Source organism: Paenibacillus sp. AK002 (assembly GCF_053903045.1).
The window spans coordinates 1,732,755-1,755,418 of the sequence record NZ_CP096377.1 but is presented as its reverse complement, the minus strand read 5'-3'; the positions used below and the strand labels follow the sequence as shown (position 1 = coordinate 1,755,418).

Below are 22,664 nucleotides of genomic sequence, written 5' to 3'. Positions count from 1 at the left end.
CCCTCCTCAAAGGGTGGCTGGGGCCAGAGACACCTTAAGCGGCTTCTCTTCTGCCTGCTGATCTACAGCATTCTTCGTCCGTTCAGCTTTAACGGGTGCAGTTGCTTTCTTGTTGCGGCCGCGGGCTTCCTGCTCATTCTCATGGATCAAGCTTTCCAGCGCAAAGATTTGTGAAAAATAATCCAAAGCCTCGCCGCCCTGCTTGCCGCCCGTCATCTCCTTGATCCGGTTGATCGGATCGTGCATCATCTGATTGACGATGCTCTTGGTCAAACGACGGATGACTTTCCGTTGGCGTTCGTCCAGCTCCGGCAGCTTGTTGAACAAGCTTTCCATCGTTTCTTCATGGATGGCATTCGATTTCTCCTGCAAGGCCCGAATCGCCGGTCTGACACCGAGCGTCTTCAGCCATGTGTGGAAAGCATCCATCTCCTCTTGAATCATCACTTCAATCTTCGCTGCTTCCACCCGGCGCATTTCCAGATTGGTTTCCACAATGCCTTCCAGATCATCGATATCGTACAGGAATACGTTGGAAAGTTCCCCAACCGCCGGATCGATGTCCCGTGGAACCGCAATATCAATCATGAACAACGGGCGGGACTGACGTTTCTTCATGCTCTCTTTAACCCGCTCCGCATTCAGAACATATTCATTCGAGCCTGTGGAGCTAATCACAATGTCGACTTCATTCAACAAATTCTTAGCTTCGGCGATGGTGCACGGCGTTCCTTTGAACTTGCGCGCCAGTTCCTCGGCACGGCCGAGCGTGCGGTTGGCCACGATCACTTCCGCCGCGCCGTTGGCATAAAGATGCTTCACGGTAAGCTCGCTCATCTTGCCTGCACCGAGTATCATCACTTTTTTATCGTTAAATGCGCCAAAAATCCGTTTACCCAGCTCCACCGCTGCATAGCTGACCGAGACCGCACTCTCTCCGATCGATGTCTCCGAATGCGCCCGCTTGCCGAGCGTAACGGCCTGCTTGAATAACATGTTGAACCAAGTTCCGGTGGCATCATGCTTCTGCGACGTCAAAAAAGCATTGCGCACCTGTCCCAGGATCTGCGTCTCTCCAATGACCATGGAATCCAAACCGCAGGTAACCTTAAACAGATGGGAAATAGCTTGTTCATCTTCATATATATAGAGGTGCTGCGTAAATTCTTCACGATTAATGCCGAACCACTGTTCCATAAAACTGCGGATAAAGTAGCCGCACATATGAAGGCGGTCTACCACAACATAAATCTCAGTACGGTTGCAGGTAGCGACAATGACGCCCTCCAATACGCTCTTGGTCGAATTAAGCTGCTCTAACGCCTTAGGCATGTCTTCTTCCGAGAATGTAAAGCGTTCTCTGACTTCCACGGGCGCCGTGCGATAGTTCAACCCAACAACGACGATGTGCATTGCATGTTCACCTGCCTATTTCTCCGAGTAGTTTTGCCGTTCACAACGGACTGCCTTGACCCTGTTCATTATATCACAGTATGCTGGGCAGCCTTGTCTATTTTATGAAATGTTTATGAAATCCCCATACTTCTTCATGCCATTCTTGAACATTCCTTCCTCTCGATCGCACCTTACTATTGTGGATATAGAACACCTTAGATATACGTATTATTTTCTACGAAATCTCATTTCAGAGAACGACGGCATGGAATGTTCATGATACTTTCCCATCTTCACAAAATAAATAACCATGGAAATATCCATGGTTATCAGAATACGCGTTTTTTTAGAGGGCTGGATTAAACGAGCTCAGCCTGTTTCATCTCAGGCGTTTCCACGGTCATTTCGCCGAGTCCGCGCACGAGTTTCTTAGCATAGCATTTTTCAGGTTTCAAAGCGGATACCAGATAGTCAATAGCCAACTGCGGATCTACTGTCTCCCCGCAGGTATAACAGTCAATCGCAGCAAAACCTCTCTCAGGGTATGTGTGAATCGAGAGATGGCTTTCCGACAGCAACACCAGCACAGTCGCACCTTGTGGTTCAAACTGCTTGGATTGGACGGACAATACCGTTGCTCCACATGCTTCAGCGGCTTCCACCATCTGAGCTTGTAAAAATTCTGCACTGTTCAGTAGTTCAAAATCGACTCCCCAAGTATCAACAGCAACGTGTCTTCCGAAAGTTGAGTATTCCATCTTCCGGTTTCCCCCTTCCTAGGAATAAAATGTTTGAAAATTTCATCCGCTAGGACCTACGTCATTCACTTCCCGAGGGAATAATCTCTCGCAACATTACATGTCCTGAGTGAATCCTGGTTCCTATTTTCTTTTCAACGAGATTAAAAATAACATCTATGACGCTTAAATGCAACACCTTTTTCGAAAATAACCCATAAATATTTTACAGCTCAATATATGTGCATTTGAACCACTTGGTGTCTCCGGCCCATGAAATAAATATCAGCCGCTATATGTTACATAAACATGCATGGAACCGAATTTTTAACGATAAATACACATAAAAAAAGCCGCCCCTTGCGGGGCAGCCCTCCCTAAGCTTCAAGCACGAATAGGCGCTGATTAAACCGTCGCAGCCTTTCGTCTATCGTCTTCGTAATCAGTTTATCATTCCCTGCTGCAATCCGCTGGTCCAGAAGCACGTTGATATGATGCTGGATGGATTCGATCTCTTTCTCTGCTTCATTGCTGTTAAAGAGACGCTGCAGTTCGCCTGCCGTATTCTTGTACTCATAAATGACAATGCTGTCGTTCCCGGCGACTTGCGTAATTCGATGCACCGTTCCCGCATGGTAGTCGTAGCTCATCGTAAAGCCGCGATAAATCCGATTCACTTTACCTGATCCCTTAAAAGCCGCAAACAGTTTGCGTACGGCATTCGTCAGATGGGGAGTAACCAATCGGCATGACAGCTCACAGACGTACAAGCCATTCTTGCGTTCAAAGGGCAAATGAACTTCTTCCCCGCTTTCATCTTCGAGCACGAACTCCTGCTCTCCGCTATCCATGACTTTTACCCGGTTAGTGACCCGGAAAGCTTGGGTATATTGCAGAAATTGATCCATTTGAATATCCGTCATTTGCATTGTGGCATTAACATATTCTGTGGCTAACCGCTGAGCCATAAAAATCTCCCTCAATTCTTTTAACTTACTACCATTATACAGCAGATCCAAGCGGTCTTTCCTGCCGTTCGAATGAGAATATCCATCATATTTCATAAAAAAACGGAATTAGCCGGAATCAGAGCGATATTTCCCGCAAGATGCTCACTTTCCTGTAAAGAATGCACCGATTCCCTATAACACCCTTGAAAAAACATCACAAACCATCCGGATCAGACATGCTCGTTGCTGTCATTCTCCGAATCCGTGTGCGGCTCTTCCACATGATCCTTCGTCCCCATATGGGACTCCATAATGGCCCATAACTCATCTTTACCCAAACCCAGCTCGGATGAAAACATGACAAAGGAATGATAGGGCTTGAAACCGAGCGTTTCCTTCACGATCTTCACATGCTTCTGGCGGCGCGTTTTCGGAATTTTATCCGCCTTGGTCGCGACTACGCACACCGGCCGGTTGTAATGCTGCAGCCATTCATACATACTGATATCGTCTTTTGAAGGCGGGTGACGCATGTCCACAATCAATAATACAAGCTTCAGTTCTTCCCGGCTGAGCAAATACCTCTCAATCATTTCGCCAAATGCCGCACGTTGGGTCTTCGAAACTTTAGCATAACCGTAACCGGGAAAATCGACCAAATAGAGGTCGTCGTTCACCCGATAATAGTTGAGCTGCTGTGTCTTCCCCGGCGTGGCGCTTGTACGAGCCAGGTTCTTACGGGATATCATACGGTTAATCAGCGATGACTTGCCCACATTGGAACGCCCTGCCAGAGCAATCTCCGGCAAGGCGTCTTCAGGATATTGGGCAGGTACGACAGCGCTGATGACAAACTCGGCTTTCGTAACTTTCATAATGTAGACTTTCCTCTCTAGTGCACTCCCGCTTGTTCAACGAGCGCATGCTCCAGAACCTGATCCATATGGGATACCGGAACGAACTCCACGTCGTTCTTTACGCTGTCAGGAATATCACGCAGGTCGCGTTCGTTATCCTTAGGGAGCAATATTTTTTTGTAACCGGCACGGTGGGCTGCCAGCGACTTCTCTTTCAAGCCGCCAATCGGCAGTACGCGTCCCCGAAGTGTAATTTCACCCGTCATGGCCACGTCACGGGCTACATGCCGTTTGGTTAAAGATGAGATAAGAGCCGTCGCAATCGTAATGCCGGCTGAAGGGCCATCCTTCGGAATGGCTCCCTCCGGGATATGGATATGGACATCAAGCTTCTCATGGAAATCCGGATCAATGCCAAGCTCTACCGCTTTCGAGCGGGTAAAACTGAAGGCGGCTTGAGCCGATTCCTTCATCACGTCACCAAGCTTGCCCGTCAGCGTCAGCTTGCCGGTACCAGGCACCACGGTTACCTCAATGGTCAGCGTTTCGCCGCCCACTTCCGTCCATGCGAGCCCCGTAACCGTACCCACTTGATCTTCAAGCTCGGCCATGCCGTAACGAAACTTCGGAATGCCGAGATAATCCTTGATATCGGCAGCCTTGATCTCGATGGATTCCGATTGCTGGGTCACGATCTGCTTGGCGGCTTTGCGGCATAGCGCCGCCACTTGCTGCTCTAGATTCCGCACGCCGGATTCGCGGGTATATTCCCGGATCACCTTCATCAGCGCTTCCTCATCCAGAATCAGCTGCTCAGGCTCAAGCCCATGCTCGCTCTTCTGCTTGGGCAGCAAGTAACGGTTGGCGATTTGGAGCTTCTCCAGCTCCGTATACCCCGGAATGTTCAGCACTTCCATCCTGTCCAGGAGCGGTCTTGGAATGTTATGAAGCACGTTCGCCGTCGTGACAAACATAACGTTGGACAGGTCAAAAGGAATTTCCACGAAATGATCGCTGAACGTATTGTTCTGCTCTGGATCGAGCACTTCAAGCAGTGCGGAAGACGGGTCCCCGCGGAAATCGGATGCCATCTTGTCGATTTCATCCAGCAGAAACACGGGATTCATCGAGCCCGCTGTTTTCATGCCTTGAATGATGCGGCCCGGCATAGCTCCGACATAAGTGCGCCGGTGACCGCGAATTTCCGCCTCGTCCCTTACCCCGCCTAAAGAGACGCGAACGAACTTGCGCTCCAGGGAACGGGCGATGGACCGGGCAAGCGATGTTTTACCGACGCCCGGAGGGCCGACCAGGCACAAAATAGGCCCCTTCATCTTCTTCACCAGCTTCTGGACCGCCAAATATTCCAGCACGCGTTCTTTCGGCTTCTCGAGACCGTAATGATCCTCGTCCAGCACTTGCTCCGCTTTGACGATGTCCAGATCATCCTCGGTTTTGTTCGTCCACGGCAGCGCCAGCAGCCAATCCACATAGTTCCGGATAACGCCGCCTTCCGCAGAGCTCGCCGGCATTTTCTCGAGTCGGTCAATTTCCTTCTCTACCTTCTCCTGGACGCGTTCCGGCAGTTCAAGCTCCTGAAGCTGACTTCGGAGTTCCTCTACTTCCCCGGCACGGCCTTCCTTGTCTCCAAGCTCTTTCTGAATGGCCTTCATCTGTTCGCGCAAATAGTATTCCTTCTGGGTCTTCTCCATTTGCTTCTTGACCCGCTGGTTGATCTTGCGCTCCAGCTCCAGCACTTCGCGCTCGTTATTCAGTATATCTAGAAGTTTCTCGAGCCGTTTGCGAACGTCGATTGTTTCGAGAATTTCTTGCTTATCCTTGATCTTCAGCGACAAATGACTCGTAATGACGTCCGCCAGCCGTCCTGGCTCATCGATATCGGAAACGGCCGCCAGTGTCTCAGGCGTCACTTTCTTCGACAGATTGATATAATTCTCAAACTGAGACAGTACGGTTCGCATTAATGCGGAGACTTCAGGATCATGGTTCTCCTCTTCGGGAAGCTCCCGAGCGATGACCTCGTAGTATTCCTCTTGATCCGTATATTCAATAACTTCCGCCCGTTCCATACCCTCCACTAGCACACGTATGGTACCGTTTGGAAGCTTAAGCATCTGGCGTACATTCGCAACTGTGCCAATCCGAAAAATATCATCCTGCGTCGGTTCTTCAATGTTCACTTCCGATTGAGAACATAGGAGAATCAAATTGTCTTCAACCATCGCCTTTTCTAAAGCCTTTACCGATTTCTCCCGGCCTACGTCCAAGTGAAGCACCATGCTTGGATAGACCAGAAGACCTCTTAAAGGCAGTAAAGGAAAACGACGACCTTTGGATTTACTGGGTCCCATCGCTTTCGCACCTCCAATGGCTCTCAATGTTGACACTATTCCTATTTTATCAAATCTGCGTATAAAAAACCAACTATACGAGGCTTAACATCCTCCGGCATCCGTTATTTTTCCGTTGCGCGGAGGCGTGGCCTGCAGCAATGAAGCGGAAGAGGATGGAAATACCTCGTTTCCGGGAAGCTGTATCACCTCCGGAGCAAACGTACCGCCAAAGATATGCCCGAAAACTTCATCCACCGATTCCACCGGAATCACCCGCAAGCCCCCGCTCAAATCCTGGAACAAGGTCTGCCAATTGTCTTTGGGGATGATCACGCGGGTCGCGCCTGCCTGGAATGCCGCCTCCACCTTGGCGATGACTCCGCCAATCGGTTTCACTTTTCCATGGATGCTTATCTCGCCGGTCATCGCTACCTTGTTATCGACTTCAATCCCTTTGATGGCCGACACGATGGCCGTGGCCATCGCAATGCCGGCGGAAGGGCCGTCGATCGGCGTTCCTCCGGGGAAATTGATATGCAGGTCATAGTTTTTGGGCGTGAAGCCCATCGAGCCCAGCACGGTCAGCACATTCTCGATCGAGCCTTTGGCCATGCTCTTGCGGCGCAGCTTGCGCGAGCCTCCGCCAAATTCCTCTTCATCCACTACCCCGGTGATATTGTAGGTACCCCGGCCCTCCTCGACAGGAACCGCAGATACTTCAATTTCTAGCAGAGCCCCCATATTCGGGCCATATACGGCCAATCCGTTAACGACCCCAATCTGCGGCTTCTCCGGTATTTTCCGGTCGGGCCTTGGCTGCAGCTGGCTGCTGCTGGCCACCCATTCCACATCCGCCGCGCGCAGGGCATCTCGCTTCTCGGTCAATGCCAGGCCGGCCGCCAATTGAATCATATTGACCGCTTCCCGGCCGTTGGAGCAGTACTGCTTCACTACTTCTACCGCTTCCGGCGGAGCGTTCAGGCCAATCTTCTGAATGGCATCCTCCGCAATCTTGCCGATCTCTTCAGGCAGAAGCGGACGGAAAAAAATCTCCATGCAGCGCGAGCGAAGTGCAGGAGCAATCTCTTCCGGCGAACGTGTCGTAGCACCTACCAGGCGGAAGTCCGCCGGAAGCCCATTTTGAAAAATATCGTGAATATAAGCGGGCGTATTGGCATCCTCTGAATTATAATATGCGCTTTCCAGCAGCACCTTGCGGTCCTCCAGCACTTTTAAAAGCTTATTCATCTGGATCGGATGCAATTCCCCAATTTCGTCAATAAACAGGATTCCCCCATGGGCCTTGGTCACCGCGCCAGGCTTCGGCTGAGGGATGCCTGCCACCCCCATGGCACCGGCGCCTTGGTAAATCGGATCATGAACAGAACCGATGAGCGGATCGGCAATTCCACGTTCATCGAAACGGGCCGTCGTTGCGTCGATCTCCGTGAATTTCGCGTCGTATTTAAACGGCGATTGCGGGTTCTTCTTGGCTTCCTCCATCACCACGCGGGCAGCAGCGGTCTTACCGACCCCCGGAGGGCCGTATACGATGACATGCTGAGGATTCGCGCTGCATAGCGCGGCCTTTAAGGCGCGCAAGCCGTCCTTTTGCCCCACGATGTCATCCATGGTTTGCGGCCTTGTTTTCTCGGCGAGCGGTTTCGTTAACGAGATTGACCGGAGTTTGCGGAGTTTATCGAGCTCCTTGCGCGATTCCCGGTCCACCGCTGTTTTGCTTGTCTTCTGTCCACGCAATAAATTCCAAAAATAAATGCCGATGATGACTGCAAAAAACAGCTGCACCAGCATAATCACGATACTTAAATTCACAAGTCATTCCTCCTGTACTCCATTATGTCTTCATCCAAACGTTAATACATGGTAGTATTGCCGATTCCTCGGATGGTAAAACGCAGGAGGCGGAAAAGTATCAAAAAGTGGATGGAGACGCTTAGGTGAGCCACTTAAGTGAGACGCTCCAATGAGACGCTCCGCGTACGTATCGTTCCTCCAATCGCTGTTGTTTCCGAATTTCATGAATGAGAATAGTAATGTAGAAATTCGGCAACAAAGGCGACCGCTTCGCTTCTCCGGAATCGATTCGTCCGCTCCGCTGGTGCGGCGCATGGCATCCTTCTTCATCGTGGGGGGGGTGGGGAGAGGGTAGAGCTGAGCTTCATTATCAGAAGCTCGGTTAGGAGCGATTATACTTGGAACAACAGAAAGCATAATTGCAACTTTAGAAAAATATTAGACCGCTTAAAAATACATTCATATAAATTTGAACCACACATCACCTAAGACCCTGTGCTTCCTTAGAAAACAACAAAACGGCAGTCTCTTGTAACAGAGACTGCCGTTTTTATTAGATTGGAACTGCATTTATGATAACTTAGTCATCAAGCTCAGACCGTGGATTTGTGCTTGCGGCCCGGGATTTCGCCGGTTTCCTCGTACACCTTCACGATATGATCGATTTCTTTCTTAAGCTCTTCCACCATGGTGGCTTCCGGAACTTTGCGGATCATCTCTCCGTAACGGAAGAGCAAACCTTCCCCACGAGCGCCGGCAATGCCGATGTCGGCTTCTCTGGCCTCACCGGGACCGTTCACGGCGCAGCCTAGGACTGAAACCTTGATCGGAACTTTAATCTTCGAGATATACTCCTCCACCTCATTGGCGATGGAGAACAAATCGATATCCAGCCGTCCGCAAGTCGGGCAGGATACCAAGGTTGCCGCATCCGAGATTAGACCGAAGGATTTTAGAAGCTCCCGGCCCACCTTGATCTCTTCCACCGGATCGGCACTCAATGAAATACGCATCGTGCTGCCGATGCCTAGGGACAACAGCGCCCCAAGACCGGCCGCGCTCTTCACGGTACCCGAGAAGAGGGTGCCTGCTTCGGTAATTCCCAGATGAAGCGGGTACGGAATCACTTCCGCCGCCTTGGTGTACGCCGCGATGGCCATCGGCACATCAGACGCTTTAAGCGAAACGATGATATCGTGGAAGTCCAGTTCTTCCAAGATGCCGATATGATACAGGGCGCTTTCTACCATGGCTTCCGGTGTCGGATACCCGTATTTTTCAATAAGGTGATTCTCCAGGGAACCGGCATTCACCCCGATCCGAATCGGAATCCCCTTCTCCTTGCATGCCTTCACGACGGCTTCGACCTTTTCGCGCTTACCGATGTTCCCGGGATTGATCCGGACCTTATCGATACCGTTCTCGATCGCCATCAGGGCGAGCTTATAGTTAAAATGAATATCCGCCACGAGCGGGATATGAATGCGTTTCTTGATTTCTTTGATGGCAGCAGCTGCTTCCTCATTGTTTACCGTTACCCGGACGATCTGGCATCCCGCTTCCTCCAGGCGCAGTATCTCGGCAACGGTTGCCTCCACGTCTGCTGTTTTGGTGGTGCACATGCTTTGAATAATGACTTCGTTCTTTCCCCCAATGGTAAGGTTCCCCACCTTGACGGGCCGTGTGTCTTGTCTCAAAAACATGGTACGATCTCTCCCATATAACGCCAAAGCTCCACTCCAGCAAAGCCCATTTGGGCATAACTGGAAGTGGAGAATCAGCGTAGATTTATTCCACGTCTAAAACGCTATAACGCATTAGGCGCTTTCTTCTTGTTTCTTGTCGTCTTCGTTAGCTTTGGTTTGAAGCTCAGGAATCACTTTATCCCGAACGACCTGCTCCGTAATGACGCAATCCTTGATGTCATCTCTGGACGGCACTTCATACATCACGTCAAGCATGATGCTTTCGATGATGGAGCGCAGTCCGCGAGCACCCGTGTTGCGCTTAATGGCTTCGCGGGCAATCGCTTCAAGTGCGCCCGGCTCAAACTTGAGGTTTACGTTATCAAACTCAAGCAGCTTTTGGTACTGTTTGGTCAGCGCGTTTTTAGGCTCGGACAGAATACGGACCAATGTCGCCTCATCCAGCGGCTCGAGCGTTGACACGACCGGCAGACGGCCGACGAATTCCGGAATCAATCCGAATTTCAACAGATCCTCCGGCAGAACCATCGTCAGGTATTCACCTGGCTTAAGATCCTTTTGGCTTTCTCCGGATGCATTAAAGCCGATGACCTTTTTGCCGATCCGGCGTTTGATGTACTGCTCCAAACCGTCAAACGCACCGCCGCAAATGAACAGAATGTTCGTAGTATCGATCTGGATGAATTCCTGATGCGGATGCTTGCGTCCACCTTGCGGCGGCACGGAAGCAACGGTTCCCTCCAGAATTTTCAGGAGAGCCTGCTGAACACCTTCACCGGAAACGTCACGCGTAATGGACGGGTTCTCCGATTTGCGGGCTACTTTGTCGATCTCATCAATATAGATAATGCCGCGTTCTGCTTTTTCCACGTCATAATCCGCAGCTTGAATCAGCTTCAACAGAATGTTCTCAACATCCTCACCCACATAACCGGCTTCGGTCAGCGAGGTTGCGTCTGCAATAGCAAACGGCACGTTCAAAATTTTGGCCATCGTTTGCGCAAGCAAGGTTTTACCGGAACCTGTAGGTCCGAGCAGCAAAATATTACTCTTTTGCAATTCGACGTCCTCGATTTTGCTCTGGGTATTGATGCGCTTGTAGTGATTGTAAACGGCAACCGAGAGAGATTTCTTGGCTTGATCCTGTCCGATTACGTATTGATCCAGGATATCGCGGATTTCACGCGGTTTCGGAATATCCTTCAGATCCACTTCTTCCTCGTGTCCGAGCTCTTCCTCTACGATCTCCGAACACAAGTCGATGCACTCGTCACATATATAAACACCGGGCCCCGCAACCAGCTTGCGGACCTGCTCCTGCGATTTGCCGCAGAAGGAGCACTTCAGCTGCCCTTTGTCATCGTTAAATTTAAACATGCTAATACCACCCCTTAAGATTTGGTCGGTGAAGACAGAACATCATCAATAATACCGTACGCCTTCGCTTCCTCCGCGCTCATGAAAAAGTCGCGGTCTGTATCGCGTTCGATTTTTTCAAGGGGCTGACCCGTGCGCTCCACATAGATTTGATTCAGTTTTTGTCTGGTCTTGATGATCCAATCTGCATGGATTTGGATATCGGATGCCTGACCTTGAATGCCTCCGAGCGGCTGATGAATCATCACCTCACTGTTCTCGAGAGCATAGCGTTTGCCTGGCGCTCCTGCAGTAAGCAACAATGATCCCATGCTGGCGGCCATGCCGACGCAAATCGTGGATACATCAGGCTTGATCAACTGCATCGTATCATATATACCCATCCCGGCCGTTACCGAACCGCCAGGGGAATTGATGTACAAAGAGATGTCTTTTTCCGGATCTTCCGCAGCCAGAAACAGAAGCTGGGCAATAACAAGATTGGCAACATCGTCATCGATCGCACTGCTGAGGAATATAATGCGATCCTTCAGTAATCTTGAGTAGATATCGTAAGATCTTTCGCCTCGACTGGTTTGTTCAACAACCATAGGTACAAGACTCATGCGACCAACCTCTTTTCCTTGAAAAATATACTACAGCGTTACAAAAGTTATTCTAACATGTTCAAAGCACGATGTCATTTTTTAACCCTGTTTACATTCTATGAACTTGCCAAGAATTATATCCTGCCAACTTGTCTCATTATGTATGTCGAAATTTATAACCAATTCATGTCACATTTAGTAGTAAATTGGCTATTCTTAGTTAAAAATAAGGCACGCATGAAATGTACGTGCCTTATCTAATGTGAGGGCAGCTTCGGCAGCCGCCTATTTATTATTCTTCAGTTGCTTCTTTTTTCTCAACAGGAGCGCCTTCTACGCTGTTTTCCAGCAAGAAGTCGATCGTTTTGCGAAGAAGCAGTTCTTCACGAAGGCTGTCGAGGGAACCGTTAGCGCCGAGGATGCTGCGGATTTCATCAGCGGAACGCTTGTACGTATCAGCCATGTTTTCCAGCTCTTTGTTGATTTCTTCTTCGGATACTTCAAGTTTCTCTTCCTTCGCGATTTGCTCCAGCACGAGGTTGTTGCGAACGCGCTTTTCAGCATCGTCCTTCATTTGGCCTTCCAGATCGGCATTGGTTTGGCCGGAGAAGCTCAGGAACATTTCCAGGTTCATGCCTTGCTGGCGAAGACGGTTATCGAAATCGCGCATCATGTTTTGAACTTCGGATTGAATCATGGCTTCCGGAATTTCAACTTCAGCGTTTGCTGCTGCTTTTTCAACGGCTTCGTTCTCACGAACGCCTTGGGCTTCTTGCTCTTTGCGAGTCAGCAATTGCTTCTTCAGATCTTCCTTGTACTCATCAAGCGTATCGAATTCACTAACGTCTTTAGCGAATTCATCATCCAGCTCAGGAAGCTGTTTGCGTTTGATTTCGTGCACTTTCACTTTGAAGACGGCTTGTTTGTTAGCCAATTCTTCAGCATGGTAAGTTTCAGGGAAGGTTACTTCCACGTCTTTGAAGTCTCCTGTAGCCATACCGATGACTTGGTCTTCAAAGCCTGGAATGAACGTGTTGCTTCCAAGCTCAAGGGAATAACGCTCAGCTTGTCCACCTTCGAAAGGAACGCCGTCAACGGAACCGTCGAAGTCGATTACAACGATATCGCCAGACTGGGAAGCACCTTCGTCGATAACGGTAAGCTCAGCATGACGTTGTTGCAGACGCTCAAGCTCTTCGTTCAGTTCCTCTTCGGAAACTTCTGCAGCTACTGCAGCTACTTCAACGCCTTTGTATTCGCCAAGCGTAACTTCCGGCTTCACGGTTACTCTAGCTTTGAACTTGAAAGTTTCGCCTTTAGCGAACTGCTCGATGTCCACTTCCGGACGATCCACAGGGAAGATATCCGCTTGTTCTACAGCTTCGCCGTATACTTCCGGAAGAAGGATGTCGATTGCATCCTGATACAGGCTCTCTACGCCAAAACGCGCTTCAAAGATCGGCCGAGGCACTTTACCTTTACGGAATCCAGGTACATTTGCTTTTTTAGCTACTTTATTAAAAGCCTTGTCGAGAGCGGATGCAACGCGCTCCGCATCAACCTCAACGTCAAGAACGCCAAGGTTCTTCTCTATTTTTTCCCAAGTTGCTTTCATTTATGCTTTCCCCTCCAAAATAATTCACGTGGTCGACGCAATAATGTATCACGTACCGAATAACCACTATAGTATAAACAACATTAAATCCTTTTTCAAGGGCGAACCCTTATGCCTCGACACCGTAAACGTTTTCCAGCTCTGGCTAATCTTCCACGCCTGCAGCGACGAATTGCTTGAGAGATCGATAGGCTCCCTCATAGCGGAACCGCATGGTGTCCGTGATGCCGTAAAGCGGGCGGATTTCCTCCTCATTGCGAAAGCCTTTCAGGCTCTCCGACACGATGTCATGCAGCGCTGCGGCCCATATATCGAGCGTGGCTTCTTCTTCGTCCAGCATGGAATGGTAATCCTCCGTGCCGTAAATCGCCATGATGAACTGGGACCATAATTCCTGGGCAAAATAAAACAGCGTCGGCTCATGAACCTCGGTCTGATCCGCAACGCGCTCCAAAATCCTCGTAATCGCGTCCGGGAAGCCTCCCGGATCTAAGGGAACCGTATCGATCTCGATCTCAACGGCTTCCTGCCCGCGATGAAGGCTTACGTGCCCTTCCATCCCTCTTCTCCGGAGCGTTTGCAGCACCCGGAATTGCAGCAGGGGATGAAGCGGCGTATCATGCAGCCATTCGACCAGAATCGCGTCGATCTCCGGACGGTCCAGATAAGCGAGCTGTTCCAGCGCCAAAATGGTCTGCTCCGTCAGCGGCCCGGTCATGACCGAAGCCAGCAGCTTGTCGGCGTATCCGGCATCCTGGGCAACCTTGTCCCTGACCATCTGTCTGGCCATCTCGGACTCGTCCGGATCATCCTCGTCAGGCTCAGCATCGAAATCGACCGAACGGGGTATGGCCTGTTCCGGAAATGCAGCTTCAAGCCATTCGAGGAGCGAGTTCCACTCTTCATAGTGCCGTTCGTTCTGTCCCCCGCACTTCAGCAGAAAACGCAGCACTTCCATCGCTTCGCCGTAACGTTCGTTCTCGAGCATAACCGTAAGCTGAATCTGGTAATAATCCAGCGTCTTCGGAAACAGGATGATGTTCTTATCCTCTTGTTCTTGGGAGTAAGAGTCCTTGATAAGGACACCTCCTTTCTGGTCCTGTTTTTCGTATTCGTTGATTATAGCATATGTACTGCCAAGTTTAAAAAAGGTCGTAACAGCTTGCGTGCATCATGCCCTTGGCAACATAAAGTTGGCAAATCCCATTTTCGGGCGTATATTTTATCAATATAACCCGATATGTTACTCGAATAATCTTGCGAATCAAAAAACTTTATATCATAAAATAATGATTGAATTTCTTCTGTGCATGTGATAATATATTTTTTGCTTGAAAAAATTCTATGTCCCAGTAGCTCAGCTGGATAGAGCAACGGCCTTCTAAGCCGTCGGTCAGGGGTTCGAATCCCTTCTGGGACGTAAAAAGGCACCGCCTCTTAGAGGCGGTGTTTTTGCGTTCCATGGGGATGAGAACCCCACATGGGGGTTCGTCGGAGTATACGCTTCGTTAGGATTGCTTCGCAGTCGGCCTGGAAGGCCGTATCCCGACTGGGACGTAAAAAGGCACCGCCTCCTCCTAGAGGCGGCGTTTTTGCGTTCCGTGAGAGAGAACCCCACATGGGGTTCGTCGGAGCTTACGCTTCGTTAGGACTGCTTCGCAGTCGGCCCGAAGGGGCGAATCCCTTCTGGGACGTAAAAAAAGACACCGTCACATGACGGTGTTTTTTATGTCCCGTGAGGATGAGAACCCCATATAGGGGTTCGTCGGAGTATACGCTTCGTTATGACTGCTTCGCAGTCGGCCCGAAGGGGCGAATCCCTTCTGATGCACTATCGACATTCTACATATGAACCTCATGGCCGATTCCAATACGTCATACACCCTAACACGACTTTTGCGGACCGTAGATTCGTTATTTCATCAAAAACGGCCCGATTTAGAAATTAGAGGACACCACAGCCGTTATTTAGCGAAATCACAGTCAAAATACCCTCATTTTTCATAAATAACGGACTTCAGGTCCGTTACCTTACCTGTAAGAGTGTTTTTCATTCATTTAACGGCCCCTGTGTCCGTTAAGGCAACCCAGCCCAGCCCAGCGCAACCCATCCCATGACTCCCTCCACATTCCGCGAACACTCAGGATCCTCTACCTCCAAGCACTAACCCGCTCCGATTTCTTCACGAACATGGAGGACAAAGCCCGCGTTCGCGCCGTCAGGAGCATTTTTCTGCCTTCCGGCGTACGGGTGTAGACCAGCTCGGCCGGACCGATATGCTTGCGCCACAGCCGGGCAAAGCGTTCCGCATGCTCTTTTCGACGCCCGATTTCCTCCGGCACGGCATGGTAATCCCGCCTGGTCGAAAACCAGCCGCGCGCTTCGCGGTACAAAAGATAACGCGGGTTCTCGATCGGGTCCAGCACCTGCTGCAGCGAATTCAGGAAAAGCGTTTTTTCCTGGGTGGTTCCGTCCTTCATCCAACACACGACGGCTCCTCCTTCCTCCTCCGCTCTCAACCGGTGAAGGCTTGGCTCGGTTTCGACCAGCTCCATATCGTATAGCGACGTATACACGACCAGAGCCACTTCTCGAATGCTCCGCTCCAGCGATTGATGACGCATTACCATTTTGACGGCTTTAAATATCCAAGGACCGGATGCGATCAAGGCAATGGCGACCGAGAACAGCAGGCTGAACCAAGCCGGCGCGTCCGATTGAAGCAAATGCGGCGACGTTAACGTCTCGATGAAGGCGCCCAGCCCCAAACCAACGGCAAAAGCAAGCACGGCCTTCACCGTATGCGAGAAAATCAAAGGCTTAGGAATACGCTCCCGATCCACCGTCAGTTCCTCCGTCATGGAGCTGTGAAGGGCAATCGCCGAATTCCATCGCTCCTTCAAAAGATGCCGCTGCCTCGCCCGCTCGCATGTGTCGCGGTTATAGGCGTTGATGCTTTCTGCGGTTGGGTTTTTCCGAAGATCAAGGCCCATGCGCTCCATGCCCGACTCTATGGTTTGATGCGAGATCGATAGACCGACGAGAGATCGAAATCTGCGCGCAAGCGAGCTCAAATCCTCGCCCCCATCGATTTGGGAAGTATCGACGCATGCCAGATGCCAGATCGCTCCGGTCTTATCCGGGTTCCCGCGTTGGGCCCGGATCGCCCGTCCCCGCATCTGATTGGACAGCATGAACGAGCCTACATACGATGCCATGATCAAGGAATTGATCACGGGAGCATCCCATCCCTCGCCCAGAAGAGCCGCCGTACCGATCAGCACTTGAATGCCCCCCTCTGAAAACACCTCCGTTATCATGGCGACGATAGCCGAGCGATTTGCATCTCGAACATCTATCGTTACATAGCGGCTGTCGTGGGCAAGGGGGCGTTCGGACAAGCGGAGGCCCCGGCGTTCGGCGCAAGCTATAGCCAGGGGCATAGCCGTCACCGGGAGCACCACAAAGGAGCCTGTCAGAATGCCGATGGGCAGCTCGTGCTCGCCCCGGGAGCCGCTTTTCTCCGCTAGCTGCCTGCGGATCAGCTCAAAAATCGGGACAACTCCGAGCCGATGCAGCGGTTTTTCGTCGTCCGCATCCTTCGGCAGGTCCTCCTTGCGGATATAATCGGTCAAGATCACCATCCGCATGCTCTCCCCCAGCATGGAGCGCTCGAATTCAAGAATGCGGCCAATGCTGTGCAGTTTCGAAACGCTCTGGACCAGCATTTTATCAATCGCAGGCGTCGATCTCATATACACCTTCCGCCGTTCAATCATCCCCAACCGGCTGAGCCTCTTCTGCAACGCCTTTAACTCCGGCAGCTCGCGATCAATATGGGCATCTTTATACAGCATGCCGCCAAGGAGCTCCTCCAGCCACTCCTCCGTAAAGTCGGGCGTTTCCTTCTCTTCCATGCCGAGCAGCTTCAACGCCTCCTTCCAGATCGGGCGATTGGCCGCTCGCAGATAGAGCACCATGCTGGAGTAATACCCCGGGGAAGACAAAATGTCCTCCATGTACGCCTCGGACCGTGTTATCCAGGGGTGATGGACGATCAACTCCGCCAAAAACTCATCCCGGACCAACTCGTCTTTGACCTGTTGTGCCTGCATTCGAAATTCCCGCAGCTTAGCGGCCTCTTCATGAGTTGGCCTTGTCAGGCTGATATAATCCTGATGGGGACACAACTCCCCATGGCGAACCAGCTCGGGCACGCTGATCTCCTCGTCGATAGGGCCGCAAAGCTCGATATACCGCTGCCACTCCCTCGGATTGACATCGTATGGCGGAGTGGCCGTAAGCGCGATCTTGGTCGGCTCGTCCAGCATCTCGCACAGCTGCATGGCGCTTTGCCACCAAGACATTCGAAGATGATGCGCCTCGTCAAAAATGAGTGTATGATATCCCTGCCGCTTCAACAATTCCAGAGCTTCTTGAGCCTCGGTACCGTCCGTGATATCATCCTCGCGGACACCGTCCCTCCCGGCCGGTTCAGCCTCAGCGTCTTCCATGCCCGTATCCGAAAACTCCTGATTCTCATCACCGGTTTGGTCCGCTTGCACCATCCCCGCGGTGACCTTCTTCGCAGAAGTCGGCTGCCCTGCTGCACTAATCAGGCTGTGGAGGGCTTGATAGGTCGTAATCGTTACCAATGCCGGTCGCTTGAGCGAGGTCGAGACCCACTCCGGCTGGACATCTTCGTCAAGAAACAGCTCCACAAGACGGCTTGCCCATTGCTGTTTAATGGTGATGGTGGGAGCCAATATAATCGTCGGCCGATTAATCCGAAGCATGACCTCCAGTCCAAGAACGGTCTTCCCCGAACCCGGCGGCGCCACCAGATGCAGTTGGCGATTCTTCAGATGATGGTCAAGCCCGTGAAGCACGCGCTTCTGATAGGAGCGCCAAGGATAGCGAAACGACAGGTTGCTCGGAAAAAACTTCATTGACTCCTCCAGTTTAGCTGCACTCCCTTTTTCATTGGATAGCTTAAAATATACTGTCTATCGATGTTCTTTGACCAAAGAAAGGCTGCGTTTCGAAAATACTATACTCGCGATTATCGTGGACTCAGCTGTGCCGATCCATGACATTACCGCAGCTGCATATGAAGTAGCGGAAACGGCTTTCCGGAACCATCCAGCTCCGAACGGCCGATCTGCACGAATCCGTATTTTTTATAAAAAGCGTGGGCCTTGGGGTTCTGTTCATTCACATCCACTTGAAGTCCACGCCCCTTCAGCCGTTCGGCATGCCGGATCAATTTTGTTCCCGTCCCTTGGCCGTGGTGCAGGGGATCCACAAACAGCATCTCGATTTTGGAGCCGTCCAGTCCGATAAATCCAATCGCTTGCTGTTCCGTATTCAAGCATATCCAGATCTCCACGGACCTCAGTGCCCCGCTTTGCATCATGCCATAATAGAACCGGATATCTTCCTCCGTCAGAAAATCGTGCGTTTGAGATACGGCACGAAGCCATAATTCCACCAGCTGATCATGGTAAGTTTCCGTATAAGCCGCGATATGATGTGTCATTTTTCATCCAACCCTTTCCAAGTCGTTCAATCCTTTGAACACTCATGAGATCCTTCAAATTGCTCTATACTATTATAAAGGAATCCGGTACATTAATCAGAGACTTTATCTTGTCAAAAAGGAGAGGTACGCATGCCATTATGGCTTGTATACGCATTGCTGTCGGCAGTCACGGCGGCACTTGTGGCCATTTTCGGAAAAATAGGCCTGCAAAACATCGATGCCAATTCGGCAACGGCCATTCGCTCCGTCATTATGGCCCTGTTTCTGCTAGGGGTCGTAGGGGTTCAGGGGAAATTCTCGGAGCTCGGAGAAATTCTGGTTCAAAAAAAGGCACTCAGCTTTATTGTGCTCAGCGGCATCGCGGGCGCTTTGTCCTGGCTGTTTTATTTTCTGGCGTTAAAATACGGCAAAGTATCGCAGGTAGGTCCTATCGATAAACTGAGCGTGGTCATTGCCGTGATTCTGGCCTTTGTGTTTCTGGGTGAGAAGATCTCCTGGATTAACGCAGCCGGCGTTGCACTCATTGCCGTTGGCGCGCTTCTTGTTGCCGTTAAATAGTCCCCTGCATAAAACCGCTGACACAGCGGCTTTTTGTTTATTCATTTATTGTTAAAACCTATCAATGTTATCGAATTTATATATTTCTAATTATAAGACAATCATGTCACAATGAGGATAAATCATGCGTGGAGGGGTGTTGTTATGTCAGAGCAAGTATGGAAGCCTTACGATTACGATCGACAGCTATCGTTTGTATCTGCTTATGGAAAAGGAGCGGCAGAGCTGCTGGCGCCTCAACCCGGAGAACGGATTCTCGATCTGGGCTGCGGAACCGGCGACTTGACTCATGAAATTTCCAAATCCGGCGCTCATGTCACCGGCATGGATTATTCCAGCGAGATGATTGAGCGGGCCAAAAGCAAATATCCTGGACTTCCGTTTCTAGCCGGGGATGGCGAGAACTTCGAAACCGAAACGCCATACGACGCCGTCTTCTCAAACGCGGCCCTGCACTGGATGAAGGATGCTGAAGGCGTGGTACGCTCCGTACATGGAGCCCTTAAACCCGGCGGCCGATTCGTTGCCGAGTTCGGAGGCAAAGGGAATATAGACGGCATCTACCAAGCCTTGAAAACCGTGTTCGCCGATCATTATGGAATCGATGCGGACAGCCGGAATCCGTGGTATTTTCCTAGTCTTGGCCAGTATGCCAGCCTGCTAGAAGCCCAAGGGTTCCGCGTGCATCTCGCCCATCATTTCGACCGTCCCACACGATTGTCCGAAGGCAAGAACGGCATAAAGTTTTGGCTGCTGCATTTTGGCGATTGCTTTTTTGCCGGATTCTCGCCTGAAGCGAAGGACGAAGCGATCGCTCGCATCAGCCAAGCTGCTCAATCGACGCTATGGCAAGAGGATGCTTTCTACGCGGATTACCGGCGCCTGCGAGTATTTGCAGAAAAGATTTAGCCATTTGGGGGTTGCTTTTCTAAATAGAATGGTTATAATATGAAAAAACTTGAGAATATTATTTTCGTTGATTGGGAGAGTAACTGCACTTGACTTTAGTCCAAGCGAGCCGGGAGGGTGGAAACCGGTACAAAGTCGGCCGTGAAGCGGACCCAGGAGATGGCCTTCCGAAGCACCATGCTGTAGGGAGCCCCGGCTTACGCCGTTATCGTATGAAGGTGGTTAGACCCTTGCGGGGTTTAACAACAAGAGTGGTACCGCGAGCACAAGTCCTCGTCTCTTTAGGAGATGGGGGCTTTTTTGATTTTCTGAGTCGTTTTTATATTTTCAAAGGGGGATTTACCGTGTTAAGTCAAAAGATTATTTCGAGCCTTCAACAAGCCGTGAACCAGGTCTGCGAAGCTTACGGCACCAAACTTCCGGAGTCCACTCCGATTCGGATCGAGCAGCCTGCCAGCATGGAACATGGGGATTACGCAACCAACGTTGCGATGCAGCTTGCGAAGGTGCTCCGCAAGGCTCCCCTGCAAATCGCCGAGCTGATCCAAGCCGAGCTCGAGCAGGACGCATCCTACAAACAGCTCGTCCGCTCGACTGAGATTGTCGCCCCGGGCTTTATGAATCTGCGCATCGATTGGGAGTATTGGGCGAGCCACCATTTTGAACTCCCCCCGGCAGCTAACGAAAAGATCGTCATTGAGCACACGTCCATCAACCCGAATAAGTCCGCCCATATCGGGCATCTTCGAAATTCCTGTATCGGAGATACGCTTGTGAGATTAATGAGGAAGCTGGGTTACGAGGTCGAGGTGCATAATTATATCGACGACCTGGGCAATCAGCTGGCGGATACGGTGGTCGGCTTGCTCCACACGCCCCTGACGAAGGAGCATGCCCGGTTCGGCGATTACTGCTGGGACGTGTACTCAAGCACCAATAAAGCCTACGAAAGGGAGCCGGGGCTGGTTCAGCATCGGACCGAGGTTCTGCACGCATTGGAAGAGGGCAATCAGAACCTTTCCTGGATTGGACTGCTCGTTGCCGAGCGAATCGTTAAGGAGCATCTTGAGGAGATGAAGCAGTTCGGCATTGAATACGATCTGCTTGTATGGGAGAGCAGCATTGTTAGGGAGGGATTCTGGGCGTCCGCGTTCGAGCTGTTGAAGAATACCCCGCTGTTCCATCAGGAAACCGAGGGTAAACTTGCAGGCTGCTGGGTGCTCAAGCAATCAGGAACCGAAGCCGGAGACGAGGCGGAGTCGGACCACAGCATCGATAAAGTGCTGGTGCGCTCCAATGGCATCCTGACTTACACCGCCAAAGACATCGCCTACCACTTGTGGAAATACGGCGTGCTTTCCAATGATTTTGTATATAAAAAATTCACCGACGAGGTTTGGACGACGAGCTCGCACGGCGAGGAGCGTACTTACGGCAAAGCGGACATGGTCATCAACGTCATTGATTACAGGCAGCAGTACCCGCAGGCGATGGTGAAGCAGGCTTTGGAAGGCCTGGGCTTCCAACAAGAGGCTGAGAAGCTGCGCCATGTCAGTTACGGCGTCGTCTCGTTAAGCCCTTCCGCTGCAGCGGATCTCGGCATCGATACTTCCGACGGTAAGGCATCCTATGCGATGTCCGGACGTCAAGGAATCGGGATCAAAATCACCGAGCTTATTCATCAAGTAGCCAAGGTCATCGAGGACACCCGGTCCGATAAAAACGGTTTGTCCAGCCATGCGATCGCAACCGCCTCCATCCGTTACTACCTGCTTCGCTTTGCACTGCAAACCGAGGTGGTGTTCGATCTGAAGCAGGCCACTGAAATATCGGGAAATACGGGGGTGTATTTGCTCTATTCCTACGCGCGTGCACTCAGCGTGCTTAATAAAGCTCAAGAAGCCGAGGTTACGCCGTCTGTGCCTGCCCGGTTCCCTGCCATGGAAAAAGCGGAACATGCGCTGCTGCGGCATATTAGCACCTGGCATGATACCTTATATGCCGCCGGACGGGATCTATCTCCTAGTGCCATTTGCAACTTCACCTATGAGCTGTGCTCCCTGTTCAACAATTTTTACTCGGCATGCCCGATTCTGAAGGCGGCGGAAGAAGTGCTCCAATTCCGTGTATGGCTCACTTCCTTATTCAAGAACACCCTTGGCGAAGCGCTGGAGGTGCTGGGTTTGCCTACTCCGAGCCGGATGTAAATTCACTCTGATGAATGAGCGGATCAAGACTTATAAAAAAGCCACCGTACTATT

The 22,664-nt window shown here is 51.0% G+C and carries 16 protein-coding genes, 1 tRNA gene and 1 other annotated feature; of the genes, 4 read left to right on the top strand and 13 right to left on the bottom strand.

Going from position 1 to position 22,664, the window contains the following annotated elements; genetic code table 11:
• Window positions 1–6 precede the first annotated feature (6 nt).
• From hemA to M1D70_RS07370, 11 genes are all read right to left on the bottom strand, one after another.
• Window positions 7–1,413 (bottom strand): glutamyl-tRNA reductase, encoded by a 1,407-nt coding sequence (gene hemA, locus M1D70_RS07420; protein ID WP_009594030.1) that lies wholly within the window; start codon window positions 1,411–1,413, stop codon window positions 7–9.
• 341 nt (window positions 1,414–1,754) lie between these two features.
• Window positions 1,755–2,153: an adenosylmethionine decarboxylase gene (gene speD / locus M1D70_RS07415; RefSeq protein ID WP_006208786.1), complete on the bottom strand. Its 399-nt coding sequence runs from the start codon at window positions 2,151–2,153 to the stop codon at window positions 1,755–1,757.
• A gap of 356 nt (window positions 2,154–2,509) precedes the next feature.
• Window positions 2,510–3,100 (bottom strand): hypothetical protein, encoded by a 591-nt coding sequence (locus tag M1D70_RS07410; RefSeq protein ID WP_015734002.1) that lies wholly within the window; start codon window positions 3,098–3,100, stop codon window positions 2,510–2,512.
• Between the two features lie 212 nt (window positions 3,101–3,312).
• Complete coding sequence (gene yihA, locus M1D70_RS07405) at window positions 3,313–3,957, bottom strand: ribosome biogenesis GTP-binding protein YihA/YsxC (protein ID WP_009591078.1); 645 nt, start codon at window positions 3,955–3,957, stop codon at window positions 3,313–3,315.
• Window positions 3,958–3,974: 17 nt separating this feature from the next.
• Window positions 3,975–6,311 carry an endopeptidase La gene (gene lon, locus M1D70_RS07400; protein WP_090910454.1) on the bottom strand — a complete coding sequence of 779 codons (2,337 nt, stop codon included), beginning with the start codon at window positions 6,309–6,311 and terminating at the stop codon, window positions 3,975–3,977.
• 84 nt (window positions 6,312–6,395) lie between these two features.
• Window positions 6,396–8,105, bottom strand: coding sequence for an ATP-dependent protease LonB (lonB, locus tag M1D70_RS07395; RefSeq protein ID WP_441295359.1), 1,710 nt, complete (start codon window positions 8,103–8,105; stop codon window positions 6,396–6,398).
• Between the two features lie 596 nt (window positions 8,106–8,701).
• Window positions 8,702–9,811, bottom strand: coding sequence for a flavodoxin-dependent (E)-4-hydroxy-3-methylbut-2-enyl-diphosphate synthase (ispG, locus tag M1D70_RS07390; RefSeq protein WP_456289555.1), 1,110 nt, complete (start codon window positions 9,809–9,811; stop codon window positions 8,702–8,704).
• A gap of 114 nt (window positions 9,812–9,925) precedes the next feature.
• A complete protein-coding gene (gene clpX, locus M1D70_RS07385; RefSeq protein WP_009590414.1) occupies window positions 9,926–11,191 on the bottom strand; it encodes an ATP-dependent protease ATP-binding subunit ClpX in 1,266 nt (421 codons plus the stop codon).
• Between the two features lie 14 nt (window positions 11,192–11,205).
• Entirely contained in the window at window positions 11,206–11,796 is a 591-nt protein-coding gene (clpP, locus tag M1D70_RS07380) for an ATP-dependent Clp endopeptidase proteolytic subunit ClpP (protein WP_009590407.1), read from the bottom strand.
• Window positions 11,797–12,070: 274 nt separating this feature from the next.
• Window positions 12,071–13,393 carry a trigger factor gene (gene tig / locus M1D70_RS07375; protein WP_009590413.1) on the bottom strand — a complete coding sequence of 441 codons (1,323 nt, stop codon included), beginning with the start codon at window positions 13,391–13,393 and terminating at the stop codon, window positions 12,071–12,073.
• A gap of 145 nt (window positions 13,394–13,538) precedes the next feature.
• Entirely contained in the window at window positions 13,539–14,381 is an 843-nt protein-coding gene (locus tag M1D70_RS07370) for a hypothetical protein (RefSeq protein WP_009590411.1), read from the bottom strand.
• 358 nt (window positions 14,382–14,739) lie between these two features.
• Between M1D70_RS07370 and M1D70_RS07365 the strand changes: the two genes are divergently transcribed.
• Window positions 14,740–14,813: transfer RNA gene (locus M1D70_RS07365), tRNA-Arg, on the top strand.
• Between the two features lie 731 nt (window positions 14,814–15,544).
• Here M1D70_RS07365 and M1D70_RS07360 read toward each other — a convergent pair.
• Entirely contained in the window at window positions 15,545–18,343 is a 2,799-nt protein-coding gene (locus tag M1D70_RS07360) for a DEAD/DEAH box helicase family protein (protein WP_456289554.1), read from the bottom strand.
• Window positions 18,344–18,489: 146 nt separating this feature from the next.
• Window positions 18,490–18,933, bottom strand: coding sequence for a GNAT family N-acetyltransferase (locus tag M1D70_RS07355; RefSeq protein ID WP_009591718.1), 444 nt, complete (start codon window positions 18,931–18,933; stop codon window positions 18,490–18,492).
• A 132-nt stretch (window positions 18,934–19,065) separates the two neighbouring features.
• On the opposite strand from M1D70_RS07355, the gene M1D70_RS07350 reads away from it, so the two are divergent.
• The 3 genes from M1D70_RS07350 (at window position 19,066) to M1D70_RS07340 (ending at window position 22,610) form a co-directional block, all read left to right on the top strand.
• On the top strand, window positions 19,066–19,494 hold the full coding sequence (locus M1D70_RS07350) for an EamA family transporter (protein WP_009591741.1): 429 nt from the start codon (window positions 19,066–19,068) through the stop codon (window positions 19,492–19,494).
• A 144-nt stretch (window positions 19,495–19,638) separates the two neighbouring features.
• Window positions 19,639–20,403 carry a class I SAM-dependent methyltransferase gene (locus M1D70_RS07345; protein WP_456289553.1) on the top strand — a complete coding sequence of 255 codons (765 nt, stop codon included), beginning with the start codon at window positions 19,639–19,641 and terminating at the stop codon, window positions 20,401–20,403.
• 58 nt (window positions 20,404–20,461) lie between these two features.
• Window positions 20,462–20,687: a binding site (T-box leader), on the top strand.
• A 60-nt stretch (window positions 20,688–20,747) separates the two neighbouring features.
• Window positions 20,748–22,610 carry an arginine--tRNA ligase gene (locus tag M1D70_RS07340; RefSeq protein ID WP_456289552.1) on the top strand — a complete coding sequence of 621 codons (1,863 nt, stop codon included), beginning with the start codon at window positions 20,748–20,750 and terminating at the stop codon, window positions 22,608–22,610.
• Window positions 22,611–22,664: the final 54 nt, after the last annotated feature.